General features: G+C 70.7%; 21 protein-coding genes. 9 read left to right on the top strand and 12 right to left on the bottom strand.

Annotated elements, in window-relative coordinates; genetic code table 11:
* Window positions 1–166 precede the first annotated feature (166 nt).
* Window positions 167–1,777 carry a DEAD/DEAH box helicase gene (locus BIU91_RS15615; protein WP_071406187.1) on the bottom strand — a complete coding sequence of 537 codons (1,611 nt, stop codon included), beginning with the start codon at window positions 1,775–1,777 and terminating at the stop codon, window positions 167–169.
* Between the two features lie 294 nt (window positions 1,778–2,071).
* On the opposite strand from BIU91_RS15615, the gene BIU91_RS15610 reads away from it, so the two are divergent.
* Window positions 2,072–2,899: an endo alpha-1,4 polygalactosaminidase gene (locus BIU91_RS15610; protein ID WP_253183785.1), complete on the top strand. Its 828-nt coding sequence runs from the start codon at window positions 2,072–2,074 to the stop codon at window positions 2,897–2,899.
* A 142-nt stretch (window positions 2,900–3,041) separates the two neighbouring features.
* On the opposite strand, the gene BIU91_RS15605 is transcribed toward BIU91_RS15610, so the two are convergent.
* The 4 genes from BIU91_RS15605 to BIU91_RS15590 all read right to left on the bottom strand — a co-directional run bounded on the left by BIU91_RS15605 (window position 3,042) and on the right by BIU91_RS15590 (window position 5,323).
* Window positions 3,042–3,401: a GntR family transcriptional regulator gene (locus tag BIU91_RS15605; protein ID WP_071406273.1), complete on the bottom strand. Its 360-nt coding sequence runs from the start codon at window positions 3,399–3,401 to the stop codon at window positions 3,042–3,044.
* Window positions 3,402–3,411: 10 nt separating this feature from the next.
* A complete protein-coding gene (locus BIU91_RS15600; RefSeq protein ID WP_051597091.1) occupies window positions 3,412–3,984 on the bottom strand; it encodes a DUF1684 domain-containing protein in 573 nt (190 codons plus the stop codon).
* A gap of 132 nt (window positions 3,985–4,116) precedes the next feature.
* Window positions 4,117–4,599, bottom strand: coding sequence for a hypothetical protein (locus BIU91_RS15595; RefSeq protein ID WP_071406185.1), 483 nt, complete (start codon window positions 4,597–4,599; stop codon window positions 4,117–4,119).
* An 85-nt stretch (window positions 4,600–4,684) separates the two neighbouring features.
* Window positions 4,685–5,323, bottom strand: a complete 639-nt coding sequence (locus BIU91_RS15590; RefSeq protein WP_071406184.1) for a GNAT family protein — start codon at window positions 5,321–5,323, stop codon at window positions 4,685–4,687.
* 91 nt (window positions 5,324–5,414) lie between these two features.
* On the opposite strand from BIU91_RS15590, the gene BIU91_RS15585 reads away from it, so the two are divergent.
* Together BIU91_RS15585 and BIU91_RS15580 are read left to right on the top strand one after the other, a co-directional pair.
* Window positions 5,415–6,020, top strand: a complete 606-nt coding sequence (locus BIU91_RS15585) for a hypothetical protein (RefSeq protein WP_071406272.1) — start codon at window positions 5,415–5,417, stop codon at window positions 6,018–6,020.
* 42 nt (window positions 6,021–6,062) lie between these two features.
* Complete coding sequence (locus tag BIU91_RS15580) at window positions 6,063–6,365, top strand: DUF427 domain-containing protein (RefSeq protein WP_027466755.1); 303 nt, start codon at window positions 6,063–6,065, stop codon at window positions 6,363–6,365.
* Window positions 6,366–6,395: 30 nt separating this feature from the next.
* Here the strand turns inward: BIU91_RS15580 and BIU91_RS15575 are convergent, their stop codons facing one another.
* From BIU91_RS15575 to BIU91_RS15550, 6 genes are all read right to left on the bottom strand, one after another.
* Window positions 6,396–7,655: an Nramp family divalent metal transporter gene (locus tag BIU91_RS15575; RefSeq protein WP_071406183.1), complete on the bottom strand. Its 1,260-nt coding sequence runs from the start codon at window positions 7,653–7,655 to the stop codon at window positions 6,396–6,398.
* A gap of 365 nt (window positions 7,656–8,020) precedes the next feature.
* Window positions 8,021–8,716 carry a CGNR zinc finger domain-containing protein gene (locus BIU91_RS15570; protein ID WP_027466753.1) on the bottom strand — a complete coding sequence of 232 codons (696 nt, stop codon included), beginning with the start codon at window positions 8,714–8,716 and terminating at the stop codon, window positions 8,021–8,023.
* A gap of 47 nt (window positions 8,717–8,763) precedes the next feature.
* Window positions 8,764–9,255 (bottom strand): SprT-like domain-containing protein, encoded by a 492-nt coding sequence (locus tag BIU91_RS15565; RefSeq protein WP_071406182.1) that lies wholly within the window; start codon window positions 9,253–9,255, stop codon window positions 8,764–8,766.
* Window positions 9,252–10,082, bottom strand: a complete 831-nt coding sequence (locus BIU91_RS15560) for a hypothetical protein (protein ID WP_071406181.1) — start codon at window positions 10,080–10,082, stop codon at window positions 9,252–9,254. The genes BIU91_RS15565 and BIU91_RS15560 overlap by 4 nt, the downstream gene beginning before the upstream one ends.
* 140 nt (window positions 10,083–10,222) lie before the next feature.
* Entirely contained in the window at window positions 10,223–10,984 is a 762-nt protein-coding gene (locus BIU91_RS15555; protein WP_071406180.1) for a DUF4064 domain-containing protein, read from the bottom strand.
* 106 nt (window positions 10,985–11,090) lie between these two features.
* Entirely contained in the window at window positions 11,091–11,933 is an 843-nt protein-coding gene (locus BIU91_RS15550) for a spermidine synthase (protein ID WP_071406179.1), read from the bottom strand.
* 130 nt (window positions 11,934–12,063) lie between these two features.
* Between BIU91_RS15550 and BIU91_RS15545 the strand changes: the two genes are divergently transcribed.
* From BIU91_RS15545 to rpoC, 6 genes are all read left to right on the top strand, one after another.
* A complete protein-coding gene (locus BIU91_RS15545) occupies window positions 12,064–12,585 on the top strand; it encodes a hypothetical protein (protein WP_071406178.1) in 522 nt (173 codons plus the stop codon).
* Window positions 12,582–13,796, top strand: a complete 1,215-nt coding sequence (locus BIU91_RS15540) for a histidine kinase (RefSeq protein ID WP_071406177.1) — start codon at window positions 12,582–12,584, stop codon at window positions 13,794–13,796. Before BIU91_RS15545 ends, BIU91_RS15540 begins: the two co-directional genes overlap by 4 nt.
* Entirely contained in the window at window positions 13,793–14,476 is a 684-nt protein-coding gene (locus BIU91_RS15535; protein ID WP_071406176.1) for a response regulator transcription factor, read from the top strand. Before BIU91_RS15540 ends, BIU91_RS15535 begins: the two co-directional genes overlap by 4 nt.
* Before the next feature lie 332 nt (window positions 14,477–14,808).
* Window positions 14,809–15,444 (top strand): hypothetical protein, encoded by a 636-nt coding sequence (locus tag BIU91_RS15530; RefSeq protein WP_071406175.1) that lies wholly within the window; start codon window positions 14,809–14,811, stop codon window positions 15,442–15,444.
* A 433-nt stretch (window positions 15,445–15,877) separates the two neighbouring features.
* A complete protein-coding gene (gene rpoB, locus BIU91_RS15525; RefSeq protein WP_071406174.1) occupies window positions 15,878–19,366 on the top strand; it encodes a DNA-directed RNA polymerase subunit beta in 3,489 nt (1,162 codons plus the stop codon).
* Window positions 19,367–19,410: 44 nt separating this feature from the next.
* Window positions 19,411–23,292 (top strand): DNA-directed RNA polymerase subunit beta', encoded by a 3,882-nt coding sequence (gene rpoC / locus BIU91_RS15520; protein ID WP_071406173.1) that lies wholly within the window; start codon window positions 19,411–19,413, stop codon window positions 23,290–23,292.
* 129 nt (window positions 23,293–23,421) lie between these two features.
* On the opposite strand, the gene BIU91_RS15515 is transcribed toward rpoC, so the two are convergent.
* Entirely contained in the window at window positions 23,422–23,817 is a 396-nt protein-coding gene (locus tag BIU91_RS15515) for a VOC family protein (protein WP_071245506.1), read from the bottom strand.
* Window positions 23,818–23,883: the final 66 nt, after the last annotated feature.

Here is a 23,883-nt window from a genome sequence, read left to right as displayed (position 1 = left end):
CCCCGCCAAGGTTCGCCAGCGCAGTCACGCAAAACACCGGTGTTCACGGATCACACCCCGGGATGCGGGGGTTCGAAACGTGAACACCGGTGTCGTGCGGGCATCGACGCGCTCAGGCCGACGGGGTCAGGCCGAGCGGGTAGACCGCGTGGGTCAAGCGCGCAGGTCAGTGGCGGTCGGCAGCGCCGGCCGGACGGGAGGCGCGGCGCGAGCCACCACGACGGTTGCCGCCCGACTCGTTGCCGGACCGACCCGCGGCGTAGCCGCCCTCGGACGACCAGACGGCCGACGAGCCGCCGCGCACGACGTCGCTGCTGCCCGAGCGGCGGTTGCCGCCGCTGCGGCGGCCACCGGTCGAACCGGCGGCCGCGGCACCGGAGCGCCCGGCGCCCTCGGAACGTGCGCCACGGGCCGGACGGCCCTGACGGCCCCCGGCCGAACCGGCGGACTCGCCAGCCGAGCCGGAGCGCGCGGGCTGCGCCGCGCCTCCCGACCGACCGCCGCGACCACGGCGACGACCGCCGCCGTCACCGGCGGACTCGGCCGAGCGCTGCTTGGGCTGACGCTGCTGGGTGGGCTGCTCCTCGGCCACGTGGCGGATCGGAGCGACCTCGCCGACGAGCGCGGTGACGGCCGGGGAGGTCGCCGAGACGTGCTGCGGCGTGACCTTGATCGCGGCTGCACGCATCATCTGCGCGACGTCGCGACGCTCGGCGGGCATCGTCACCGTGACGACGTCACCGGACGAACCGGCACGCGCCGTGCGGCCCGAGCGGTGCAGGTACGCCTTGTGCTCGGTGGGCGGGTCGACGTGCACGACGAGCTCGACGTTGTCGACGTGCACACCGCGGGCGGCGACGTCGGTGGCGACGAGCACGAGGGCCTCACCGGAGGAGAACTTCGCGAGGTTGCGCTCACGGGCGCCCTGCGACAGGTTGCCCTGCAGGTCGACGGCCGGGATCCCCTGGCTGCTGAGCTGCTTGGCGAGGCGCTTGGCGTGGTGCTTCGTGCGCATGAAGAGGATGCGGCGACCGTTGCCCGAGGCGAGGGTGCTCACGAGGTGCTTCTTCGCGTCGGCGTCGGCGACCTCGAACAGGTGGTGGGTCATCGCCTCGACGGGGCTGTTCGCCTCGTCGACGGAGTGCATCACCGGGTTGTGCAGGAACTTCTTGACGAGCTTGTCCACGCCGTTGTCGAGCGTGGCGGAGAACAGCAGTCGCTGCCCGTTCTCGGGCGTCGCCTGCATGATCTTGGTCACGCCGGGCAGGAAGCCCATGTCGGCCATGTGGTCGGCCTCGTCGAGGACGGTGACCTCGATGTCGCCCAGGTTCACGTGGCCCTGCTGCATGAGGTCGGCGAGGCGACCCGGGCAGGCGACCACGACGTCGACGCCGCCGCGGAGGGCGTCGACCTGACGACCCTGACCGACGCCACCGAAGATGGTCGTGGTGTTGAGGCCCATGGCCTTGGCGAGCGGGGCGAGGGCGACGTCGATCTGCGTCGCGAGCTCACGCGTCGGTGCGAGCACCAGGGCGCGAGGGCGGCCGGCGCGGCGCTTGCGGCCGCTGGCGGCGAGGCGGGCGACGAGCGGGATCGCGAAGGCGATGGTCTTGCCGGAGCCGGTGCGGCCGCGGCCGAGGACGTCCTTGCCCTGCAGGGAGTCCGGGAGGGTGTCCGCCTGGATGGGGAACGCCATGTCCTTGCCCTGGTCGGCGAGGACGGAGACCATCGGCGCGGGGACGCTGAGGTCGGAGAAACGGATGTCTTCGGTGGTCATGGTGACCTTTCGAGCCGGAGCAGTCCGGCTGTGGGCGCGCTCTGAGGCAGCGCGCGGGCGGGATGCGCGCCAACGGATGTGGCTGGCGCAGTCGCCGCAGCAGAGAAGCCTGGGCACCTTCGTGAGGTGCTCGATCATCGACCAGAGTCCGGGGACAGGTGGTCGGGAGTTCGGGGCGTCCGTACGACGCACGAGGCGATCGGCGCCTCGAGTACGACCAGCATAGCGTGCACATCCCCGGAACAGCGAGGGCGGGGTCGTTCGCCCTGCGCGTGCGAGGATTCCGGGGTGCGCATGCGATCCGTCCTGTTGACCACCGCGATGGCCCTGGTGGCCGTCCTCGGCACGGCCGGCTGCGCCGAGGCCGCCACGACCAGCGCGGCCGCGAGCTACCGCAACCTGCCGACCTCGGGCCGGGTGGACTACCAGCTCGGCGGCGGGTACACCCCGCCCTCCGGCGTGACGATCGTCGAGCGCGACAGCACTGACCGCCCGGCGAAGGGCAAGTACAACATCTGCTACGTCAACGGGTTCCAGACGCAGCCCGAGGCCGCCCGCACGTGGAAGAAGTCGTACCCGTCGGCGATCCTCCGCGACCGCGCGGGCAAGCCGGTCTCGGACCCGGGGTGGCCGGACGAGATGCTCCTCGACACCCGGACCGCGGCCAAGCGTGCCCTGATCACGAAGGTGCTCGCGAAGACCGTCGCCCGCTGCGGTGACCGCGGGTTCGACGCGGTGGAGTTCGACAACCTCGACTCGTGGACCCGGAGCGGCAAGCGGCTCACCCGTGCCGGCAACCTGGCGCTCGCGAAGTCGCTCGTCGCCAAGGGGCACCGGCACGGCTTGGCCGTCGGGCAGAAGAACACGCCGCAGCTCGGGGCATCCGGCCGGAAGCAGACCGGGTTCGACTTCGTCGTCGCCGAGGAGTGCGTGCAGTACCGGGAGTGCGCTGCGTACACGAAGGCCTACGGCAAGCGGGTCATCGACGTGGAGTACTCGGACACCCTCGAGCGCTCGTGGGGTTCGGTGTGCGGGCTGAAGAGCCGTCCGGCCATGACGATCCTGCGCGACCGCGACCTGGTGACCCCGAAGGACGACGCGTACGTGTACGAGCACTGCTGAGCGCTCGGGACGTTCCTTCCCAGAACGCCTGCGATGCCTGGTCGGATCGGGCGTACCGGGTCAGAACTTCCGACCGGGTACGCCCGGAACGACCAGGTACGCCCGGAAGCGCCAGCCCCGCCAGCGCAGCCACCCGCGCCCGCTACGCCGGCCAGGCCTCGCGCAACGCGGTGGCCGCCTGGTCCGCCGACAGCCCCGCCGAGCGCGACGCAGCGGCCAGGGCACGAGCGGCCTCGGCCACGGCGTCCGGCACCGCCGCCGGCCGCACCACCCGGGTACCGGCGCCCCGTGCGGTGTGCACGAGCCCGGCCTCCTCGAGCAGCTGGTAGGCCTTCGCGACGGTGCCGGCGGCGAGCCCGAGCTCGTCCGCCAGCCCACGGACGCTCGGCAGCCGTTCGCCGTCCACCAGGTACCCGGCGGTGATCTGCGCGGCGATCTGCGATCGGACCTGCTCGAACGGCGGCACGCGGCCACCGACGTCGAGGGCGATGAGTCCTGTCATGCGTTCCACCCTAGAAGTCGTACTGCTCGCCGACGGGGATCGGGACCGGCACGGTGTTGCCCGGAGGCGCGAGCGGGCACGCCCACGCCGGGTCGTACGCGCACGACGGGTTGTAGGCGAAGTTGAAGTCGAGCACGAGCGACCCGAGGTCGTCGCCGCCCAGGTCCGAGCCCTTGATGGTGTCGAGCAGGTAGCGTCCGCCACCGTACGTGCCGCGGGCCTTGCCGGCGCTGGCGTCCTTGACCGGGACGAACACCCCGCCCGCGTAGCCGCCGTGCTTCCAGACGTCGAGGGTGCCGACACCGGGGACCCGCACGAGTCCGAGCCGGTCGAAGTGGACGACACCGTCGGTGCCGGTCTCGAAGTCGAACTCGGCGGGCTCCGTGGCCTCGATGCGGACCTGGAACCGCCACGCCGGGTCGTAGTCCGGCACCGGCAGGGACTCGAAGTCGCGGGCGTCCTCGTCGAGCAGCGGCGACGCCGGGTGCTCCGCGAACATCGCATCCCGGGTCTCGCGCCAGAGCGCGTGTGCCGTCTGGGGGTCCGGGGTGGCGCGGACGCGGCGGTACAGGTCGAACGTCATCCGCCGCCAATCCGTCGTCGCCAGCGTGCTGCGCACGCGGTCGTCGGTCGTCGGCTCCTGGGGGCGCGTCTGGCTCACGTGGTCGAGGCTACGCCCGCTCCGCGGTGGACGGGAGGCCCGACCCGCGTCGCGTCACTCGCCGTCGGTCCGCCAGGTGGGCGCGAGGGCGCGCATCCGGAACGCCCGCCACTGCCAGATGACCCACATGCCGGGCCACAGGGCGAGCCCGAGGACGGCCGGTCGCATCCGGTAGGTCAGGCGGTCGAGCAGCAGGGTCCGGCCACCCGGTGCGGGGACGACGGCCATCCGGTGCGACATCGTCATCCGCCCGAACAACCCGGACGTGCCGCCGCCGTTGTCGCGCTGCACGGGGACTCCCCGGACCTCGTACAGGTCGAGGTCGACGTGCGTGTCGCCGCTCGGCACCAGTCCGAAGGCGTCCGCGGTGATCGGGTGCGGGTGCCCCGGCTCCCAGCGCTCCGGGAACCCCTGGGGATCGCGCGAGCGGTACGCCAGGAACGGCTTCGTCACCGCCACCATCACGGAGGGGGACAGCAGGGCATCGCGCACGGCGTCGACCGGCGCGTCGAGGACGATCCGGAGGCCGACGTGCATGGCGGTGACGCTACGCCCGCGGGCTGGACGGTGCGCCGTGGCGCGCTGGGCGACGACGCAGGCGCGACGACGCAAGCGCGACGCCTCAGGCGTGCCGGGCCGACCGACGGCGGGACCCCTCGGCGCGGTCGTGCCGCCGGAGCCGCTCGGCCAGCGAGAGCCGCACGGCCGGCCACTCCGACGCGATCACCGAGAACACCACGGTGTCGCGCAGCGTGCCGTCACGGCCGATCGCGTGGTTCCGGAGCACGCCGTCCTGCTTGGCGCCGAGGCCCGCGATGGCCGCCCGGGACTGCAGGTTGTGCCAGTGGGTGCGGAACTCGACCGCGATGCACTGCCAGGCCTCGAACGCGTGCGACAGCATGAGCAGCTTCGACTCGGTGTTGATCCCCGAGCGCTGCGCGGACCGGGCCAGGAACGTGCTGCCGATCTCGACGTGGCGGTTGCCCGGGTCGATGTTCATGAAGGTCGTCGCCCCCACCACCCGGCCGGTCGGGCGGTCCCGCACCGCGAACGGCACCATGCGTCCGGCCTCGTGCTCGGCGAGCCGCCGGTCGATCTCGGCCTCGACCTGTGCCGGGGCGGGCACGGAGGTGTACCAGGTGCGCCACAGATCGCCGTCCGCGACCGCCGCCCGCAGGTCTTCCGCGTGCTCCTGCCCGAGGGGCTCGAGCGTCACACGGTCGCCGGTCAGGGTGGGTACGGGGGCGATCTCCATGACCATGCATCCTAGGGTTGGCGACCCTGGTGGAACCCGGTCGGACGGCGACCCTGTGGAGAAGGACAGCATCGCCCGGGCGGCTATCGTGACGGACGTGGCAGAACGCACCCAGGAGAAGTACCAGGTCCGGTTCGCGTGGGGTCCCGGAGGTGCGGCACGGATCGCCCACGGCACCCACCTGCTCGTCTGGGTCGACGCCCTGCCGCCGACCCCCGACGCCGCAGCACAGCGGCGCGCGCTGCGGAACGTGACCGCCCAGCTGCCGCAGGGTCCGGAGGTCGTGCTCGGCCACCTCGGCAACACGGCGGCGGTCGCGGAACGCGTGACGGGCCTCCAGGCCGCACGCGGTGACCGGTGCGTCGTCGCGATCGTGGCCGCCGGGCTGCACCACTCCGCAGTCCTCGACGACGCGGCCGAGGCGGCGGGGGAGTCCGTCGACGTGGCCGACGCACCCGACTTCGCCGTCGAGGACCTGCTCGCCGCCGGAGCCGTCGTCGACGCGCTCACCGAGGTCGGCATCGACCACACCTCACCCGAAGCCGCTGCGGCCTGCGCGGCGTACACGGGGCTGCGCCGTGCTGTGAAGCACCTGGTCAGCGCGTCCGAGGGAGCCGCCGTCCTGAGCCGTGACGACGTGCATGCGGCGCTCGCCGCGGGGCCGGACCTGCCCGTCCTGCGGGAATCGGGGGAGCGCGCGTAGCGTTCGCCCCGTCACGGAACCAGCGAGCGAAGGAGCAACGCCATGAAGGCAGTCGTCGGCGACACGGTGATCGCGGAGGCCCCCGAAGAGGACCTCATCAAGATCGAGGGCAACTGGTACTTCCCGCCGTCGAGCGTGAAGACCGAGCTCTTCACCGAGAGCCCCACCCAGTACCACTGCCCGTGGAAGGGCGACACCCAGTACTTCACGGTGAACGTCGACGGGCAGGCGCTGCAGGACCGCGCGTGGTCGTACCCGACGCCGATCCCGTCGTCGTTCGACCGCGTCGGCAAGGACTACTCGGGCTACGTCGCGTTCTGGAAGGACGTCCAGGTCGTCGAGTGACGACCGCCCGTCACCCTGACCGGCTGCGACTCAGCCGGTCAGGGTGAGCACGACCAGCGCGACGTTGAGCGCCACGATGACCGCCGCGATCACCCACGCCACCACGCGGGTGGTCGCGGCGTTCACGTCGGTCCCCATCACGCTCCGTCGCGACGTGTAGACCACCAGGGGCACGATCGCGAAGGCGATCCCGAAGCTCAGCACCACCTGGCTGACGACGAGCAGCATCGTCGCGTCGATGTTCAGTGCGAGCAGCACGATCGCCGGCACCAGGGTGATCGCGCGCCGGGCCACGAGCGGGATCCGCACGTGCAGCAGGCCCTTCATGATCTCCGCGCCGGCCATGCAGCCCACCGAGGTCGAGGCCAGGCCGGACGCGAGCAGGCCCACGGCGAAGAGCACCCCGACGACCGGGCCGACGTTCTCGGCGATGGCGCGCTGCGCACCGGGGATGGAGTCGGTGCCCTCGACTCCCGGCAGGGTGGCCGCGGCGAGGACGAGCATCGCGATGTTCACCCCACCCGCGACGATCAGCGCGAGCCCGACGTCCCACCGGGTCGCGACGAGCACCCGGCGACGCTCCGGCCCGGCGGGGACGTCCCCGTGGCGGTCCCGGGCGAGCGCCGAGTGCAGGTACACCGCGTGCGGCATCACGGTCGCGCCGAGCATCGAGGCCGCCAGCAGCACCGACCCGGAGCCCTCGAACCGCGGCACGAGCCCGGCGACCAGGTCGGCCGGGGACACCCGGGCGAACAGCAGCCCGGCACAGAAGCCCACCGTCAGGATCGCGAGCATCACCGTCACCACGGTCTCGAACAGTCGCGTGCCACGGCGGCTGTGCAGGGTCAGCAGGAGCATCGAGACGAGCCCGGTGATGATCCCGCCGACCACGAGCGGCAGGCCGAAGAGCAGGGAGAGCGCCAGCGCGCCGCCGATGACCTCGGCGATGTCGGTCGCGGCGGCGACGATCTCGGCCTGACCCCAGAACAGCAGGCGCGGGGTGCGCCGCATCCGCAGGCCGAGGTGCTCGGGCAACGACTTGCCCGTCACCACCCCGAGCTTGGCGGACAGGTACTGCACCACCACGGCGCTGGCGTTCGCGGCCACGAGCACCCAGAGCAGCAGGTACCCGTACTCGGCTCCGGCGGTCAGGTTGGCGGCGACGTTGCCCGGGTCGACGTACGCGATGGCCGCGACGAAGGCCGGTCCGAGCAGGGTGAGCCCGACTGCACGACGACGCGGGGCACCGGATGGGTGCTCGTCGAGCCGGGGGCTGGCAGTGTCGGTCATACACCGATCCTGCCAGAGAATTCGGCATGCCGAATCTTTTTATTCGACGTGTTGTTGCGCTGGCCGGTCGCCGCTCGAGCGTGCGTGTGTCGGGTGGTCACGACCTGTCGGCTGAGGCGCCGCCAGCCGACGGTTGGTGACCGCTCGGCGGAGGTGCGCGAGGTGTCGTGACCGCTCGCGGAACGCGGACGGGAGGCCCGTGGCGGCACCGTCACGCGCCTCCTGGCCGCTCGGTTGGTCGCGACTCGTCGCTTGCGTTGCGTCGGGTGGTCACGACCTGTCGGCTGCGCCGCTGCCAGCCGACGGTTGGTGACCGCTCGGCGGAGGTGAGCGGGGTGTCCTGACCGCTCGTGCTCAGCTCGTGGTCACTCCGCGGCGCGGCGGGCGCGGTGCGCCCGGACCTTCGCCCGGTTGCCGCACCGCTGCATCGAGCACCAGCGTCGGGTCCCACCGCGCGACGAGTCGTAGAACACCAGGCCGCAGTCCTCGGCCGAGCACCGGCTCAGCCGCGTCGGCCGGCCGTCGGCCTCGACGTCGTCGAAGCCGACCTCGGTGAAGAGCGCGACGGCGTCGCGCGCGACGCTCGACAGGGCCTGCGCCAGGCGGACCCGGTTGGCTCCGGCACGGCGTCGGCCACCCGGGAGGCTCGGGGGCACGTCCGGCAGGGCGGCGAACAGGTTGACGGTGTCGATGTCGTCGGGCGCGGGGCGCGTGCGGCCGGCCCCGGCACGCAGGCCCGCCGCCACGGCGGTGCGTTCCGCGGCGGTGCTCGCCGGCGCGGGGGCGGCGGCCACGGCGAGCCGGGCGATCGCGGCACGCAGGGCCCGGGCGTCCTGCAGCTCGCGGGCGCTGGCACCGACGTCGATCGGCTCGGTGTGCTCGCTCAGCCACTCGTCCAGGTCGGCCGGGCTCGCGAGCAGCTCCCCGAGCTGCGACCGCGGTCGGCGTCCGGTGGGGTCGTCGGCGAAGCCACCCGTGTGCGCGAAGTCGAGCGCGATCCGTCCGGCGTCGAAGAACCAGGAGGAACCGGCGTCCGTGCGGATGTGCTGCCCCGTGTGCATCCGCCCAGGCTAACGGGTTACCGGCGCGCCTCCGTGCGTCGGGACCCTCATGCGGTAGTCGACGCCATCGTGGCCGCGTCGTCGTCCGCGGTCCGGCGCCGCCACGTGATGACGTTCCGGGCATCGAAGCGCCGGGAACAACGGGCACAGGCCAGGGGACGGGTGGGCGTGCGGTACCGGAAGTGCTCGTGCCCCGCGGGGCAGGTGCCGATCCAGGGGGCGAGTTCGCTTGCGATCGGCCCGTCGTGCAGCCGGGAGCCGGTGTACCCGATCGCCGCGGCCGTGCGCTTCCACTTCGGTCCGTGTGCCGCCCGGGCGCCGGCGAGTGCGTGCGCGACCTCGTGCAGCAGGACCTGCTCGACGTCGTCGTCGGAGAACCGGGCGGCCAGGTGACGGCTCACCGTGATCCGCTTCCGCGCGAAGTCGCACTGCCCGGCGCGGGTCTTGGCGTGGTCGAAGCCGAACGCCCACGTGCCGGCACCGAGGTGTTCGGCGATGAGCGCTTCGGCACGGAGCCGGACGGTCTCGAGCGCGGTCACTGCTCGGCGCGCGGGTCGGCCTGGCCCTTCTTCGCTGCCCGGGCCGCGATCCGGCCCCAGATGTCGTCGGCCTCGGTCCGTGCGGCGTCGGGCGCACCGAGCACGCGGCGGCGGATCGGCGGGACCTGCTTCACCGGCTCGGCGACGCGGGTGGTGGGTTCCTCGTCCTCTGCACGGCGGGCGGCGACCTCGCGGGCGGTCCGTGGCTTGTCGGACGGTTCCGCCGGGTTGGTGATCGAGGCCCGCATGGCGGCCTCGACCGCGGTGCGCAGCGCGTCGGTGCGCTCGGACGGCGCCCCCGCCTGCCGGAAGGCCTGGTACGCCCGCGACAGTGCGGCGCGGGCCTCGTCGAAGCGGTCGTTCTCGAACAGCGACCAGCCCTCGATCTCGGCTGCGGCGCCCTCGAGTTCGGGCCACTCCTCGGTGGCGGCGGTGTCGCGGGCCATGGCGGCCTCGGTGGCGGCGCGGTCGTGCCGCCCGAGGTCGTGCAGCACGTGCGCACGACGGATCCGCGCGGCGACCTTGTCCTGGCGCTCCCCGGTGAACATGGCGAGGCGGAACACCTCTTCCGCGATGACGAGCGACTCGTCCAGACGACCGAGCAGGCGGAGGAGCTCGGCCCGTTCGGCGAGGGCGTCGGTGCTGCGGCTCTGACCGAGGTCACGGAGCCGCTGGTGCACGGCGTCGACGTCGACCGCGGGTCGCAGGCTGATGGGCGCGAAGGTGCTGCCCGGGCTGACTCCGGCCGTCACGGGAGCCGCGTGGCGCGGTTCACGGGAACGGTCGGACAGGTCGGGCTGCTGGCGGTCGTCGGGCGGGAGGGACATCGGTTCGAGGGTAGCCGCGGTCTCCCGGGAGCGGTCGGTGCGACGCGCTCAGGTTGCGCGGGTGCGGCCGTGCACGCGTGCCCCCGGGACGACGAACGGCCCGCCGTGCCGGAGCACGACGGGCCGTTCCGAGTGGTCGATCAGGAGTTGGCGGCCACCGCGGCGGCTGCGGCCACGCCGACGTAGGTGACCAGCGTCGCGATCGTGGCCACGACGGCCAGGATGATCGCGAAGATGCCCCAGCCGCGACCACGCTTCGTCACGGCGGCGATGATGCCCTGCACGAGCGCCCAGAGCCCGAGGATCGCGGCGACGCCGGCGATCACCGCACCGACACCGATCTGCGAGATGACGGCCGGGTCGTTCATGAGCTGACGCTGCAGCTCCTGCTGGTCCGGGGTGGCACCGCTGCTCGGTACGAGGTTGTTGATCGCGTCGCTGTTGGCGAGCGCCGACCCCATCACGTACCCGCCGATGACGCCGATGACGAGCGCGGCGAGTCCGAGGAAGAACGCCACGACACCGAGGGTCTTCTTCTTGGGCTTCGGCTCGTCGTGGCTCTGCCAGGCCGGGGCACCGGCGTGCGCGGGCGCGGCGGCGTACGGCTGCTGGTCGTGGCGCTGCTGGTCGTTCCAGCTCGGCGTGCTCGACGGCTGGCCGTACTGCTGCTCGCCGTTCGGCTGGCCGTACTGCTGCTGGCCCTGCCCGGACTGCCGCCCGTACTGCTGCTGCTGGCCCTGCCCGTACTGCTCGCCGTACTGCGGGGTCGAGGTCGGCGCCGGGTCCACCCGCTCGCCGTACCGCGGGGCCTCGGCGTCGGGCTGCTGCTGCGGGGCGTCGCCCCAGCGCGGCGCCTGGCCGTCGCCCGTCCGGTCCTGGTCGTTCCGGTCGTCGTTCGTCATCAGGGTTCCCATCGCTCGGTCGCGCACCTGCGCGGTCGTTCAGACCATCCTGACAGCCGGACCCGCCGAGTGCCCGAAGTCCGTCCCCGGCGGTGCCGCGCGGGCATCAGCCCCCGAACACGCTCCGGTTCGGCTCCGGCGACGCGACCGCCGTCTGGTCGATGACGATCGGCGCCCCGGCGATGAACGCCTTGAGCTCCGCACCGTGCACGACCTTCGCCGGCATCGGGTCGGACGAGTACCGCCTCGGCATGTCCGCCACCGGCAGGTCGGTCGGCGACCCGAGCAGCACGATGTTCCCGAACCGCCGGCCCTTGAGCATGCCGGTGTCCGCGACCGCGGCGACCGACGGCAGCACCGACTGCAGCGTCGACGCCTGCCCGCGGGCGAAGGCCAACCCGGCACCGTCGGCCACGTTCACCGCGACGATGCCCGTCGGCGACAGGAACGCTGCGACCTCACGGTAGAACTCGACACTCGTCACGTGGGCGGGGATCTGCGAACCACCGAAGACGTCCACCACCGCCAGGTCCACGGTGCCGCGGAGTCCGGCGGGCAGCTTGCCGAGGACCTCCCGGGCGTCGCCGTACCGCACCCGGATCGAGGCGCCGCGGGGGAACGGCAGGGCCTCGCGCACGTGCTCGACCAGGTCGCGCTCGAGCTCGATCACCTGCTGCCGCGAACCCGGACGGGTCACCGCGACGTAGCGGGGCAGGGTGAGGGCGCCGGCGCCCAGGTGCAGTGCCGTGATCGGGCCGTCCGGCAGCAGGTCGATCGCGTGCCCGATCCGCCGGATGTACTCGAACGCCAGGTGGGTCGGGTCCTCGAGGTCCACGTGCGACTGCGGGGTGCCGTCCACCACCAGGGTGAAGGACCCCGGTCGGTGCCGGTCCGGCTCCACCACCGAGTACCCCGCACCGATCCGGAACCCGTCGAACGCATCAGCCATGCCGTCAATGGAACACCACCGCGATCACCACCCGCGTCCCCACCCCTGGTTGGTGTGCCCGCGGAGCACCTGGAACGAGGCTGATGTCACCGGTCGGAACACTCCGCCGGACCACCTCGAAAGGCTCACCATGTCGGTCCAGCTCCTCGCGAACGTGCTCATCGGCCTCGCCCTCGTCGGCCTCCTGGCGTACCGGCAGGCGACCTGGCGGTCCCTCGACCCGGCGCGCATCTGGCGGGGACCGCTCGTGATGGCGATCGTCGGCGTGGTCGTCCTCGCACAGACCACGGCGACCGTCACCACCACCGACGTCGTGTTCCTCGGCCTCGAGGCCCTGCTCACCGTCGGCGTCGGCCTCGCGATGGGGGCCATGACCCGGTTCCGCACCGTCACGACGCCGGACGCCAAGGGCCGCACCCTGCAGTCCCGCACCGGGTGGCTCGGCGCCGCGCTCTGGATCGTCCTGATCGCCGCCCGCGTCGGGCTCGACGTCCTCGGCGGCCACCTCGGTGCGCACCTGCTCACCTCGACCGGCACGATCCTGCTCGTGCTCGCCCTGAACCGTGCAGCCCGTGCCCTGGTCGTCGACCAGCGCATCCCCCGCGGCGGCGACCGCTCGGAGGCCGCCCGCCGCGGCATGATGGTGCGGTGAGCCTGCCGACCGACCCGGACCGGACCGACCCCGCCGGGGTCCGGTCCGCCTCGGTGCTCTCCTGGGGACTCAACGCCGTCGGGATCGCCGTGGTCGCCTTCTGGTTCGTGCGGAACGGCCTCCTGCTCCACCACCCCGCGTGGGTCTGGGCCGTCGGGGCCGTGGCGCTCGCCGCCTGGGCCGTCCGCGAAGCGGCACGCACGCCCCGCGTCCTCGTCGCCGCAGCCGGCGTGATGATCGCCGCCGGATCGCTCACCGTGGTGCCGACCGACTCGCTGCTGGTGGTCCCGGTGATCGTCGGGCTCGTCATCCTCGGAGCAGACCTGCGTCTGCCGGTCTGGACGGCCGCGGTCGCCGCGCTCGCCGCCGTCGTGGTGGTGGCCGTCACCGCGACGCTCGAGCAGACGTCGGTGCAGTTCGTCCTCGGCGTGAGCGGCGGGCTGCTGCTCGGCGTGCTCGTCGGCTTCAGTCGTCGGCAGGTCCGGATCACGACGGCGCAGGCTCGCGAGACCGAGCGGCAGCAGCAGCGCGCACGGCTCCTCGCCGACCGGTCGCGGGCGTCCCGGGACATCCACGACGTCCTCGCCCACTCGCTCGGCGGTCTGGTGCTGCAGCTCGACGCGGTCGAGGCCCTGCTCGAGGCCGGCCGCGTCGACGAGGCCACCCGCCGAGCCGGCGAGGCTCGCGCGCTGGCCGCGGACGGCCTGGCCGAGGCACGGCGTGCGGTGCACGCGCTCCGCGACGAACCGCAGCCCGGCCAGCCGGAGCCGACCCGTGCCTCCAGTCCGTCCGCCGACCACGCGTCGGGCCTGACGGCCCTGCTCGACGCGCACCGCTCGTTCGGCGGCGAGGTCGTCGTGCAGGGAGACGCGACCCTCGCGGTCCTCGACGACGCCCACCGTGCCGCCGTGGTCCAGGTCGTCCGGGAGGCCCTCAGCAACGCCCGCAGGCACGCTCCCGGCCGCCCCGTGTCCCTGTCCGTGATCCGGGACGGCGACGCCGTGGACGTCGTCGTGGCCAACCCGCTGCCGAGCGGCGGGCAGGGGGTGCTCGGGATGCGCGAACGGTTCGCGGAACTCGGCAGCGAGGCCACGGTGGAGGCCGAGCGTTCCGACGACGAGTTCGTCGTCGCCATGCACCTGCCCGTCGACGGCACGCGCGACGCGGACACTGCGGACGCTGCGGTCGCCGCTGAGGACGACCGCTCGTGACCATCCGGGTGCTCGTGGTCGACGACCAGGCCATCGTCCGCGACGGCCTGGTGACGGTGCTGTCGCTCGTGCCCGACCTGCAGGTCGTCGGGCAGGCGGCCGACGGTGCCGAGGCGATCGCCGCCGTCGACCGGCACGTGCCCGACGTCGTCCTGATGGACCTGCGGATGCCGGGGGTCGACGGGCCGACCGCCACCGCGCGGATCGTCGCTGAGCACCCCGGGGTCGCGGTCCTGGTGCTGACGACCTACGCCGACGACGACTCCATCGTCACCGCGCTGCGGGCGGGGGCCCGCGGCTACCTGACGAAGGACGCCGGACGCGCGGAGATCGCGACCGCGGTGCGTGCGGTGGCCGCCGGGCAGTCGACATTCGACGCGACCGTGGGGGCGCGGCTGGTGGCGCGCCTCGCCGGTGGTGCCGGTGCCGGTGTCGCTGCTGGTTCCGCGGCGCCTGCGTCACCCGATCCCGATCCCGTTCCGTCGCTCGGTGCTCGGTTCCCGGACCTCACCCCGCGCGAAGTGGACGTCCTCGAGCGGATCGCGGACGGCCGGACGAACCCGCAGATCGCCGCCGAGCTGTTCCTGACGGTGCCCACCGTGAAGTCGTACGTGAACCAGGTGTTCGCGAAGCTCGGGGTCCGGACCCGGGCCGAGGCCGTCGCCCGCGTCCTGCGCTGACCACCCGCAGCACCCCGTCGTCCCCGGGCGACGCACTGCGGACACGTGAATGCGTACACATGGACGACCAGCGGACGCCAAGACTCGTTGCGTACCGTTGACGCCTGTCGTCACGACGCCAGAGCGTCGATGCGTGTGTGCCCCACACTCCACGCGTCCGCCCGGACACCGTGACCACGACGTGCCCGTGAGCGCCCCCACCGCTCGAGCGTGCGCGCCGTCGGCGTGCTGCTGCGCGCCACCCCTCCGGCCACCCGCGCGCGCTGGCCGTCGAACGCACCGCACCCGATGACGAGTGCACCACTGCTGATCCGCCGCAGGAGACCTCCGTCATGACCGCCGACACCATGAGCGTGCCCACCGCACGCCTCACCACCCCGGACACCCACCGGTCCGGGACCCGACCCACCCGGGTGATCCGGGCCTCTCGGTCGTCCCGTGCCACCCACCCGTCCCGCGCCGCCCTGCCGTTCCACGCCGACCGCGAGACGGCACCGACCTGGATGCGCGTCGTCGGCACGGCGCTGCTCCTCGGCGGCGCCGGACTGTCCGCCGCCGTGCTCGGCTGGCCCGGGGACGCGCCGGAGGTCGCCCTGCTGGTGCCGGCCCTGCTCGCCGTCGCCCTCGGATCGCTGCTCCTGCTCGCCCGGGCCGGGTTCACCGTCACCGAGCGGTACGTGACCCTGCACTTCCGTCCGCTCCCGCCGCGGCGCATCCCGCGCCGGCGGATCACCGACGTGCGCCTGGTCGAGGCGGACGCGGCCACCTACGGCGGTGTCGGCCTGCGGATCCGTCGCGGCGTGCGTGCGCTCATCCTCACGCCGGGACTCGGGATCGAGCTCACGGACGACCGGGGCCGGGTCACGTTCGTCCGCACGCGTCGACCGGAGGACGCGTTCCGTGCGCTGGCCGGACGGCCGGGCGGGCCGGGAGGCGCGGATCGCGTCGAGCGCGAGCGTCTGGGCTGAGCAGGGACCCGGCTGAGCAGGGTGCCGGCTGAGCCCGTACCTCGGCTGAGCGGGACCCGGCTGAGCCCGGGAATGGAAGCGGCGTGTGGCGGCTTATACACGCCACTGCCGAATCCGGTCAAGCCGGGACTGGACAGCGCGCCACGGAGCGAACTATGATGACAGTTCGCGCTCCCTGGCATCCGTGTCGTCATATTGCGGTCGACGCAGAGTTCTGAGACAGAAACTCATCTCGCCCTGGTGCAGCCGGACCCGTATATGGCGGCGGGTACCGCTCACGGAGATCATCCCACACGTGCACCGACGTTCCGCGTCAGGCACGCGTCGGCGTGGTCGCAGGGCTTGCATCTCAGGGTTCGCCGAGCGATCAATCCACTCACCTACACACTGCTCGTCAGTGTCGGCCCGACGGGGCCTACCGGAGGTCACACCCTTGGCTGCTGCGCCCAACGCATCCACCAACCCCAAGAACGGTCGCAACCACTCGCGACTCTCGTTCGCCAAGATCACGGACACCCTCACGGTTCCTGATCTGCTCGCACTCCAGACGGAGAGCTTCGACTGGCTCGTCGGCAACGACGTCTGGAAGGCCCGCCTCGCCGAAGGGCAGGAGCAGGGTCGTACCGACCTCGCGCTGCACTCGGGGCTCGAGGAGATCTTCGAGGAGATCTCCCCGATCGAGGACCTCGGCGAGACCATGCAGCTCTCGTTCACCGCGCCGGAGCTCGAAGACCCGAAGTACTCGATCGACGACTGCAAGGAGCGCGGCAAGACCTACGCCGCTCCGCTGTACGTCAACGCCGAGTTCATGAACCACATGACGGGTGAGATCAAGACGCAGACGGTCTTCATGGGCGACTTCCCGCTCATGACCGAACGCGGCACGTTCATCATCAACGGCACCGAGCGCGTCGTCGTGTCGCAGCTCGTCCGTTCGCCCGGCGTGTACTTCGAGCGCCAGCAGGAGAAGACCTCCGACAAGGACATCTACTCGGCGCGGATCATCCCGTCGCGTGGTGCCTGGCTCGAGTTCGAGATCGACAAGCGCGACCAGGTGGGCGTGCGCATCGACCGCAAGCGCAAGCAGTCCGTGACCGTCTTCCTCAAGGCCCTCGGCCTGACGAGCGAAGAGATCATGGACGAGTTCCAGGGCTTCGCGTCGATCGAGTCGACCCTCGAGAAGGACGCCGTCCTCACGAAGGAAGAGGCGCTCAAGGACATCTACCGCAAGCTCCGTCCCGGCGAGCAGGTCGCTGCCGAGGCCGCGCGTGCGCTCCTCGACAACTTCTACTTCAACCCGAAGCGCTACGACCTGGCGAAGGTCGGCCGCTACAAGGTCAACCGCAAGCTCGGCATGGACGCCCCGCTGTCCGACTCGGTGCTCACCGTCAAGGACATCGTCGCGACGATCAAGTACCTGGTGTCGCTGCACGCTGAGCGCACCACGATCGACGGCGTCCGTGACGGCGAGCCGGTGCAGCTGCGCCTCGACGTGGACGACATCGACCACTTCGGCAACCGTCGCATCCGCGCCGTCGGCGAGCTCATCCAGAACCAGGTCCGCACGGGTCTGTCCCGCATGGAGCGCGTCGTCCGCGAGCGCATGACCACGCAGGACATCGAGGCGATCACGCCCCAGACGCTCATCAACGTGCGTCCGGTCGTCGCCGCGATCAAGGAGTTCTTCGGAACGTCCCAGCTGTCGCAGTTCATGGACCAGAACAACCCGCTCGCGGGCCTGACGCACAAGCGTCGTCTCTCGGCCCTCGGCCCGGGTGGTCTGTCCCGTGAGCGTGCCGGCGTCGAGGTCCGTGACGTCCACCCGTCGCACTACGGCCGCATGTGCCCGATCGAGACCCCGGAAGGCCCGAACATCGGCCTGATCGGTTCGCTCGCGTCCTTCGGTCGGATCAACTCCTTCGGCTTCATCGAGACCCCGTACCGTCGCGTCGTCAACGGCGAGGTCACGAAGACCATCGACTACCTCACCGCTTCGGAAGAGGACGACTTCGTCGTCGCGCAGGCCAACGCCCCGCTGACGAACGACTTCCACTTCGCCGATGACAAGGTGCTCGTCCGCAAGAAGGGTGGCGAGGTCGAACTCGTCGCCAAGGACGAGGTCGACTACATGGACGTCTCCCCGCGCCAGATGGTGTCGGTCGCGACGTCGCTCATCCCGTTCCTCGAGCACGACGACGCGAACCGCGCCCTCATGGGTGCGAACATGCAGCGTCAGGCCGTCCCGCTGCTCCGTTCCGAGTCGCCGCTCGTCGGCACCGGTATGGAGGGCTACACGGCCATCGACGCCGGCGACGTCGTCACCGCCGACAAGGCCGGTGTCGTCTCCGAGGTCTCGGCCGACGCCGTCACCCTGCAGCTCGACGAGGGCGGCACGCAGACCTACTACCTGCGCAAGTTCGACCGCTCCAACCAGGGCACGAGCTACAACCACCGCGTCATCGTCTCCGCAGGCGAGCGCGTGGAGCAGGGCGAGGTCATCGCCGACGGTCCCGCGACGGAGAACGGCGAGCTCGCGCTCGGCAAGAACCTCCTCGTTGCGTTCATGCCGTGGGAGGGCTACAACTACGAGGACGCGATGATCCTGTCGCAGAACCTCATCAAGGACGACACGCTCTCCTCGATCCACATCGAGGAGTACGAGGTCGACGCCCGCGACACCAAGCTCGGCAAGGAGGAGATCACCCGTGACCTCCCCAACGTCAGCCCGGACCTGCTGGCCGACCTCGACGAGCGCGGCATCATCCGCATCGGTGCCGAGGTCCGCCCCGGCGACATCCTCGTCGGCAAGGTCACGCCGAAGGGCGAGACCGAGCTGAGCGCCGAGGAGCGTCTGCTCCGTGCCATCTTCAACGAGAAGTCGCGCGAAGTCCGCGACACCTCGCTCAAGGTGCCCCACGGTGAAGAGGGCACGATCATCGGCGTCAAGGTGTTCGACTCGCAGGACGGTGACGACGAACTCGGCTCTGGTGTCAACCAGCGCGTGGTCGTCTACATCGCCCAGAAGCGCAAGATCACCGCGGGTGACAAGCTCGCCGGTCGTCACGGCAACAAGGGCGTCATCTCGACCATCCTCCCGGTCGAGGACATGCCGTTCCTCGCCGACGGCACCCCCGTCGACATCGTCCTCAACCCGCTCGGCGTCCCCGGCCGCATGAACTTCGGCCAGGTGCTCGAGATCCACCTCGGGTGGCTCGCCAAGCAGGGCTGGAACGTCGAGGGCATCCAGGACTGGGCCGAGAACCTGCCGGAGGCAGCGCACAGCGCCGAGCCCGGCACCAAGGTCGCCACCCCGGTGTTCGACGGTGCGTACGAGCGCGAGATCGAGGGCCTCCTCGACTCGACCCTCCCGAACCGCGACGGCGAGCGACTGATCGGCTCGTCCGGCAAGGCGCAGCTCTTCGACGGCCGCTCCGGCGAGCCGTTCCCGGAGCCCGTCTCGGTCGGCTACATGTACATCCTCAAGCTGCACCACCTGGTCGACGACAAGATCCACGCGCGTTCGACCGGTCCGTACTCGATGATCACGCAGCAGCCGCTGGGTGGTAAGGCGCAGTTCGGTGGACAGCGATTCGGTGAGATGGAGGTGTGGGCGCTCGAAGCGTACGGCGCCGCCTACGCCCTCCAGGAGCTCCTGACGATCAAGTCCGACGACATCCTCGGCCGCGTGAAGGTCTACGAGGCGATCGTCAAGGGCGAGAACATCCAGGAACCCGGCATCCCCGAGTCCTTCAAGGTCCTCATGAAGGAGATGCAGTCGCTCTGCCTGAACGTCGAGGTCCTCTCGGCCGACGGCCAGGCGGTCAGCCTGCGCGACAACGATGACGAGGTCTTCCGCGCTGCGGAGGAGCTGGGCATCAACATCTCCTCGCGGTTCGAGTCGTCCTCCGTCGACGACATCTGATCCCGCCCGTACATCGAAGCCTGAATCAGCAAGAGAGAAGAACATTGCTCGAAGCAACTTCCTTTGACGCCATTCGGATCGGCCTCGCGACCGCCGAGGACATCCGTCAGTGGTCGTACGGCGAGGTCAAGAAGCCGGAGACCATCAACTACCGCACCCTGAAGCCCGAGAAGGACGGTCTGTTCGGCGAGCAGATCTTCGGTCCTTCCCGCGACTGGGAGTGCGCCTGTGGCAAGTACAAGCGTGTCCGGTTCAAGGGCATCGTCTGCGAGCGCTGCGGCGTCGAGGTCACCAAGTCCTCGGTCCGTCGTGAGCGCATGGGCCACATCGAGCTCGCTGCCCCCGTCACGCACATCTGGTACTTCAAGGGCGTCCCGTCGCGCCTCGGATACCTCCTCGACATGGCGCCGAAGGACCTCGAGAAGGTCATCTACTTCGCGGCGTACATGATCATCGACATCGATGAAGAGGGCCGTCACGCGGACATGCCGGGTCTCGAGAACGAGATGCGCCTCGAGATCAAGACCCTCGAGGGCCAGCGCGACTCGATCATCGCCGACCGCCTCAAGAAGCTCGAGGACGACCTCGCAGCCCTTGAGGAAGAGGGTGCGAAGGCCGACGTCAAGCGCCGCACCAAGGACACCGCCGAGAAGGAGATGTCCCAGGTCCGCAAGTCGTTCGACGAGGACATCACCCGTCTCGAGCGTGTGTGGGAGGACTTCCGCAACCTCAAGGTGGGCGACCTCAAGCCCGAGGACGCCGTCTTCCACGAGCTCCAGGACCGGTTCGGGATCTACTTCGACGCCTACATGGGCGCCGAGGCGATCAAGCTCCGGCTCGAGGCGTTCGACCTGGCCGCCGAGGCCGAGGCACTGCGTCTGCAGATCGCCGAGGGCAAGGGCCAGAGGAAGATCCGCGCGATCAAGCGTCTGCGCGTCGTCAGCTCCTTCCTCGCCACCGGCAACTCGCCGGCAGCGATGGTGCTCGGCGTCGTGCCGGTCATCCCGCCGGAGCTGCGCCCGATGGTGCAGCTCGACGGTGGCCGTTTCGCCACGTCGGACCTCAACGACCTCTACCGTCGTGTGATCAACCGCAACAACCGTCTCCGCCGCCTGCTCGACCTCGGTGCCCCCGAGATCATCGTGAACAACGAGAAGCGCATGCTGCAGGAAGCCGTTGACGCGCTGTTCGACAACGGTCGTCGTGGTCGTCCGGTCACGGGTACCGGCAACCGCGCCCTGAAGTCCCTGAGCGACATGCTCAAGGGCAAGCAGGGTCGTTTCCGCCAGAACCTGCTCGGCAAGCGCGTCGACTACTCGGGCCGTTCGGTCATCATCGTCGGCCCGCAGCTGAAGCTGCACCAGTGCGGTCTGCCCAAGCAGATGGCGCTCGAGCTCTTCAAGCCGTTCGTGATCAAGCGCCTCATCGACCTGTCGCACGCGCAGAACATCAAGTCGGCCAAGCGCATGGTCGAGCGTTCGCGTCCGCAGGTGTGGGACGTGCTCGAGGAGATCATCCGCGAGCGCCCCGTCCTGCTGAACCGTGCGCCGACGCTGCACCGTCTGGGCATCCAGGCGTTCGAGCCGCAGCTCGTCGAGGGCAAGGCCATCCAGCTCCACCCGCTCGTGTGTGCTGCGTTCAACGCGGACTTCGACGGTGACCAGATGGCCGTGCACCTGCCGCTGTCGGTCGAGGCCCAGGCCGAGGCCCGCATCCTGATGCTCGCCTCGAACAACATCCTGAAGCCGTCCGACGGCCGTCCGGTGACCCTGCCCGCACAGGACATGATCATCGGTCTGCACCACCTGACGACCGTCCGCGAGGGCGCCGTCGGTGAAGGCCGTGCGTTCTCCTCGGTCGCCGAGGCGATCCTGGCCAACGACCAGCACACGCTGCACCTCAACGCGATGGCGAAGATCCGCATGACGGGTGTCCACTTCGCCGAGGGTGAAGCTCCCGAGGGCTACGAGCAGGGCGACACCGTGCTGCTCGAGACGACCCTGGGCCGTGCGCTCTTCAACGAGACCCTCCCGGCGAACTACCCGTTCGTCCAGAAGGTCACCGACAAGGGCGTGCTCTCCGCGATCGTCAACGACCTCGCCGAGCGCTACTCCAAGACCGAGACGGCCGCTGCGCTGGACCGGATCAAGGACGCCGGCTTCTACTGGGGCACCCGCTCCGGTGTGACCGTCGCCCTGTCGGACGTCGTGACGCCTCCTCGCAAGAAGGAGATCATCGCGGGCTACGAGATCCAGGCCGCCAAGGTGCAGGGCGAGTTCGACAAGGGTCTGATCACCGACTCCGAGCGTCGCGCCGACCTCATCAAGATCTGGACCGAGGCCACGAACGAGATCGCGCAGGAGATGCGCGACAACTTCCCGGTCGACAACACCATCAACCGCATGGTGTCGTCCGGTGCTCGTGGTAACTGGCTCCAGGTCCGCAACATCGCCGGTATGCGTGGTCTGGTGAACAACCCGAAGGGCGAGATCATCGCCCGCCCGATCATCAACTCGTACCGCGAGGGCCTGACCGTGGCGGAGTACTTCATCGCCACCCACGGTGCTCGTAAGGGTCTTGCCGACACCGCGCTCCGTACCGCGGACTCCGGGTACCTCACCCGTCGTCTCGTGGACGTCTCGCAGGACGTCATCATCCGCGAGGACGACTGCGGTACGACGCGTGGCCTCGAGCTGCCGATCGCGACCGTGGACGCCGACGGCAAGCTCGTCCGCGACCCGCGCGTCGAGAACACCGTGTACTCCCGCACCCTGGCCACCGAGGCCGTGGACGCACAGGGCACGGTTGTGGCAGAGGCTCGCGAGGACGTCGGTGACGTGCTCCTCGAGAAGCTGCTGGCAGCCGGTGTCGAGAGCATCAAGGTGCGCTCGGTCCTGACCTGCGAGTCGGCCGTCGGTGTCTGCGCGAAGTGCTACGGCCGTTCGCTCGCCACCGGCAACCTGGTCGACATCGGTGAGGCAGTCGGCATCATCGCCGCGCAGTCCATCGGTGAGCCCGGTACCCAGCTGACGATGCGTACCTTCCACACGGGTGGTTCGGCCTCGGCCGACGACATCACCCAGGGTCTGCCGCGTGTCACGGAGCTCTTCGAGGCGCGTACCCCCAAGGGCGCGTCCCCGATCGCCGAGGCCCCCGGCCGCGTCGTGGTCGAGGACACGGACAAGGGTCGTCGGATCATCCTCACGCCGGACAACGGCGACGAGCCGTTCATCTACCCGGTGCTCAAGCGTGCGACGCTCCTCATCGAGGACAACCAGCACGTCGAGCTCGGCGAGCAGTTCATCGCCGGCACCGTCGACCCGAAGGAAGTCCTCCGGGTCAAGGGTGTCCGAGAGGTCCAGAAGCACCTGGTCAACGGTGTGCAGGACGTCTACGGCTCGCAGGGTGTGCCGATCCACGACAAGCACATCGAGGTCATCGTCCGCCAGATGCTCCGCAAGGTCACCGTCGTCGACCACGGCGACACCGACCTGCTGCCGGGTGAGCTCGTCGACCGGTCGCGCTACAACGCGCTGAACCGTGCGGCGCTGCAGGAGGGTCGCAAGACCGCCTCGGCTCGCCAGGAGGTCATGGGCATCACGAAGGCGTCCCTCGCGACCGAGTCGTGGCTGTCCGCCGCTTCCTTCCAGGAGACCACCCGCGTGCTCACGCAGGCGGCCATGGAGGGCAAGCAGGACCACCTCGTCGGCCTCAAGGAGAACGTCATCATCGGTAAGCTCATCCCCGCCGGGACGGGCCTCAGCCGGTACCGTGACGTGGACGTGAACGCGACCGAAGAGGCGAAGGCGGAGCGGTACCCCAACCGCATCTTCGCTGACGACTCGTCGTTCTCGGACGCCGACCTGAGCTTCGTCGACTTCGACAGCTTCTCGTCGGACGACTTCACGCCGGGCACGTACAACTGAGCCTGATGTGATCCCACGAAGGCCCCGTCTCCGCAAGGAGGCGGGGCCTTCGTCGTGTCGTCACCACGTGACGGCCTGGAGGCGCGGTGCGGGGCCGCCACGGGCCTCCCGTCCGCCGTGGGGTCGCGGCTAGAGCGCGCGGCCCGCGCCGTTGTCGCGGCCGGAACCGCGTCCGGTCTCGTCGACCAGCGAGAACAGGCTCAGCACGTTGCCGTCGGGGTCGCGGACGTCGAACCAGTCGACCGCCCCGTCGACGCACTCGACGGGGCCGATGTCGATGCCGAGCGCGCCGATGCGTGCGTGCTGCGCGGCGACGTCGTCGACGCCGAAGCGGACGCTGACCGGGTTCTCCTCGGCCTGTTCGTCGACGTAGAGCTGGATCCAGATGCCGCCGACCTCGTACTCGGCGACGCCGTCCTCGGGCTCGAGGTCCGGCTCGGTGCGCTCGAAGACCGCGCCGTACCAGAGGCAGGACGCCTCGATGTCGCTGACGGGCAACCCCACGGTCACGCTCGTGATGTCCATGACTCATCATGTGCCCGGGTGGGGGCGCGCGTCGAGAGGGATTCCGCGGTGCCGCGCTGTCCGGCC

It is taken from the genome of Curtobacterium sp. MMLR14_002 (assembly GCF_001864975.1).
Lineage (GTDB): Bacteria > Actinomycetota > Actinomycetes > Actinomycetales > Microbacteriaceae > Curtobacterium > Curtobacterium flaccumfaciens.
Note: the sequence above shows the minus strand (reverse complement) of the source record. Positions and strands in the feature narration are given on the sequence as shown.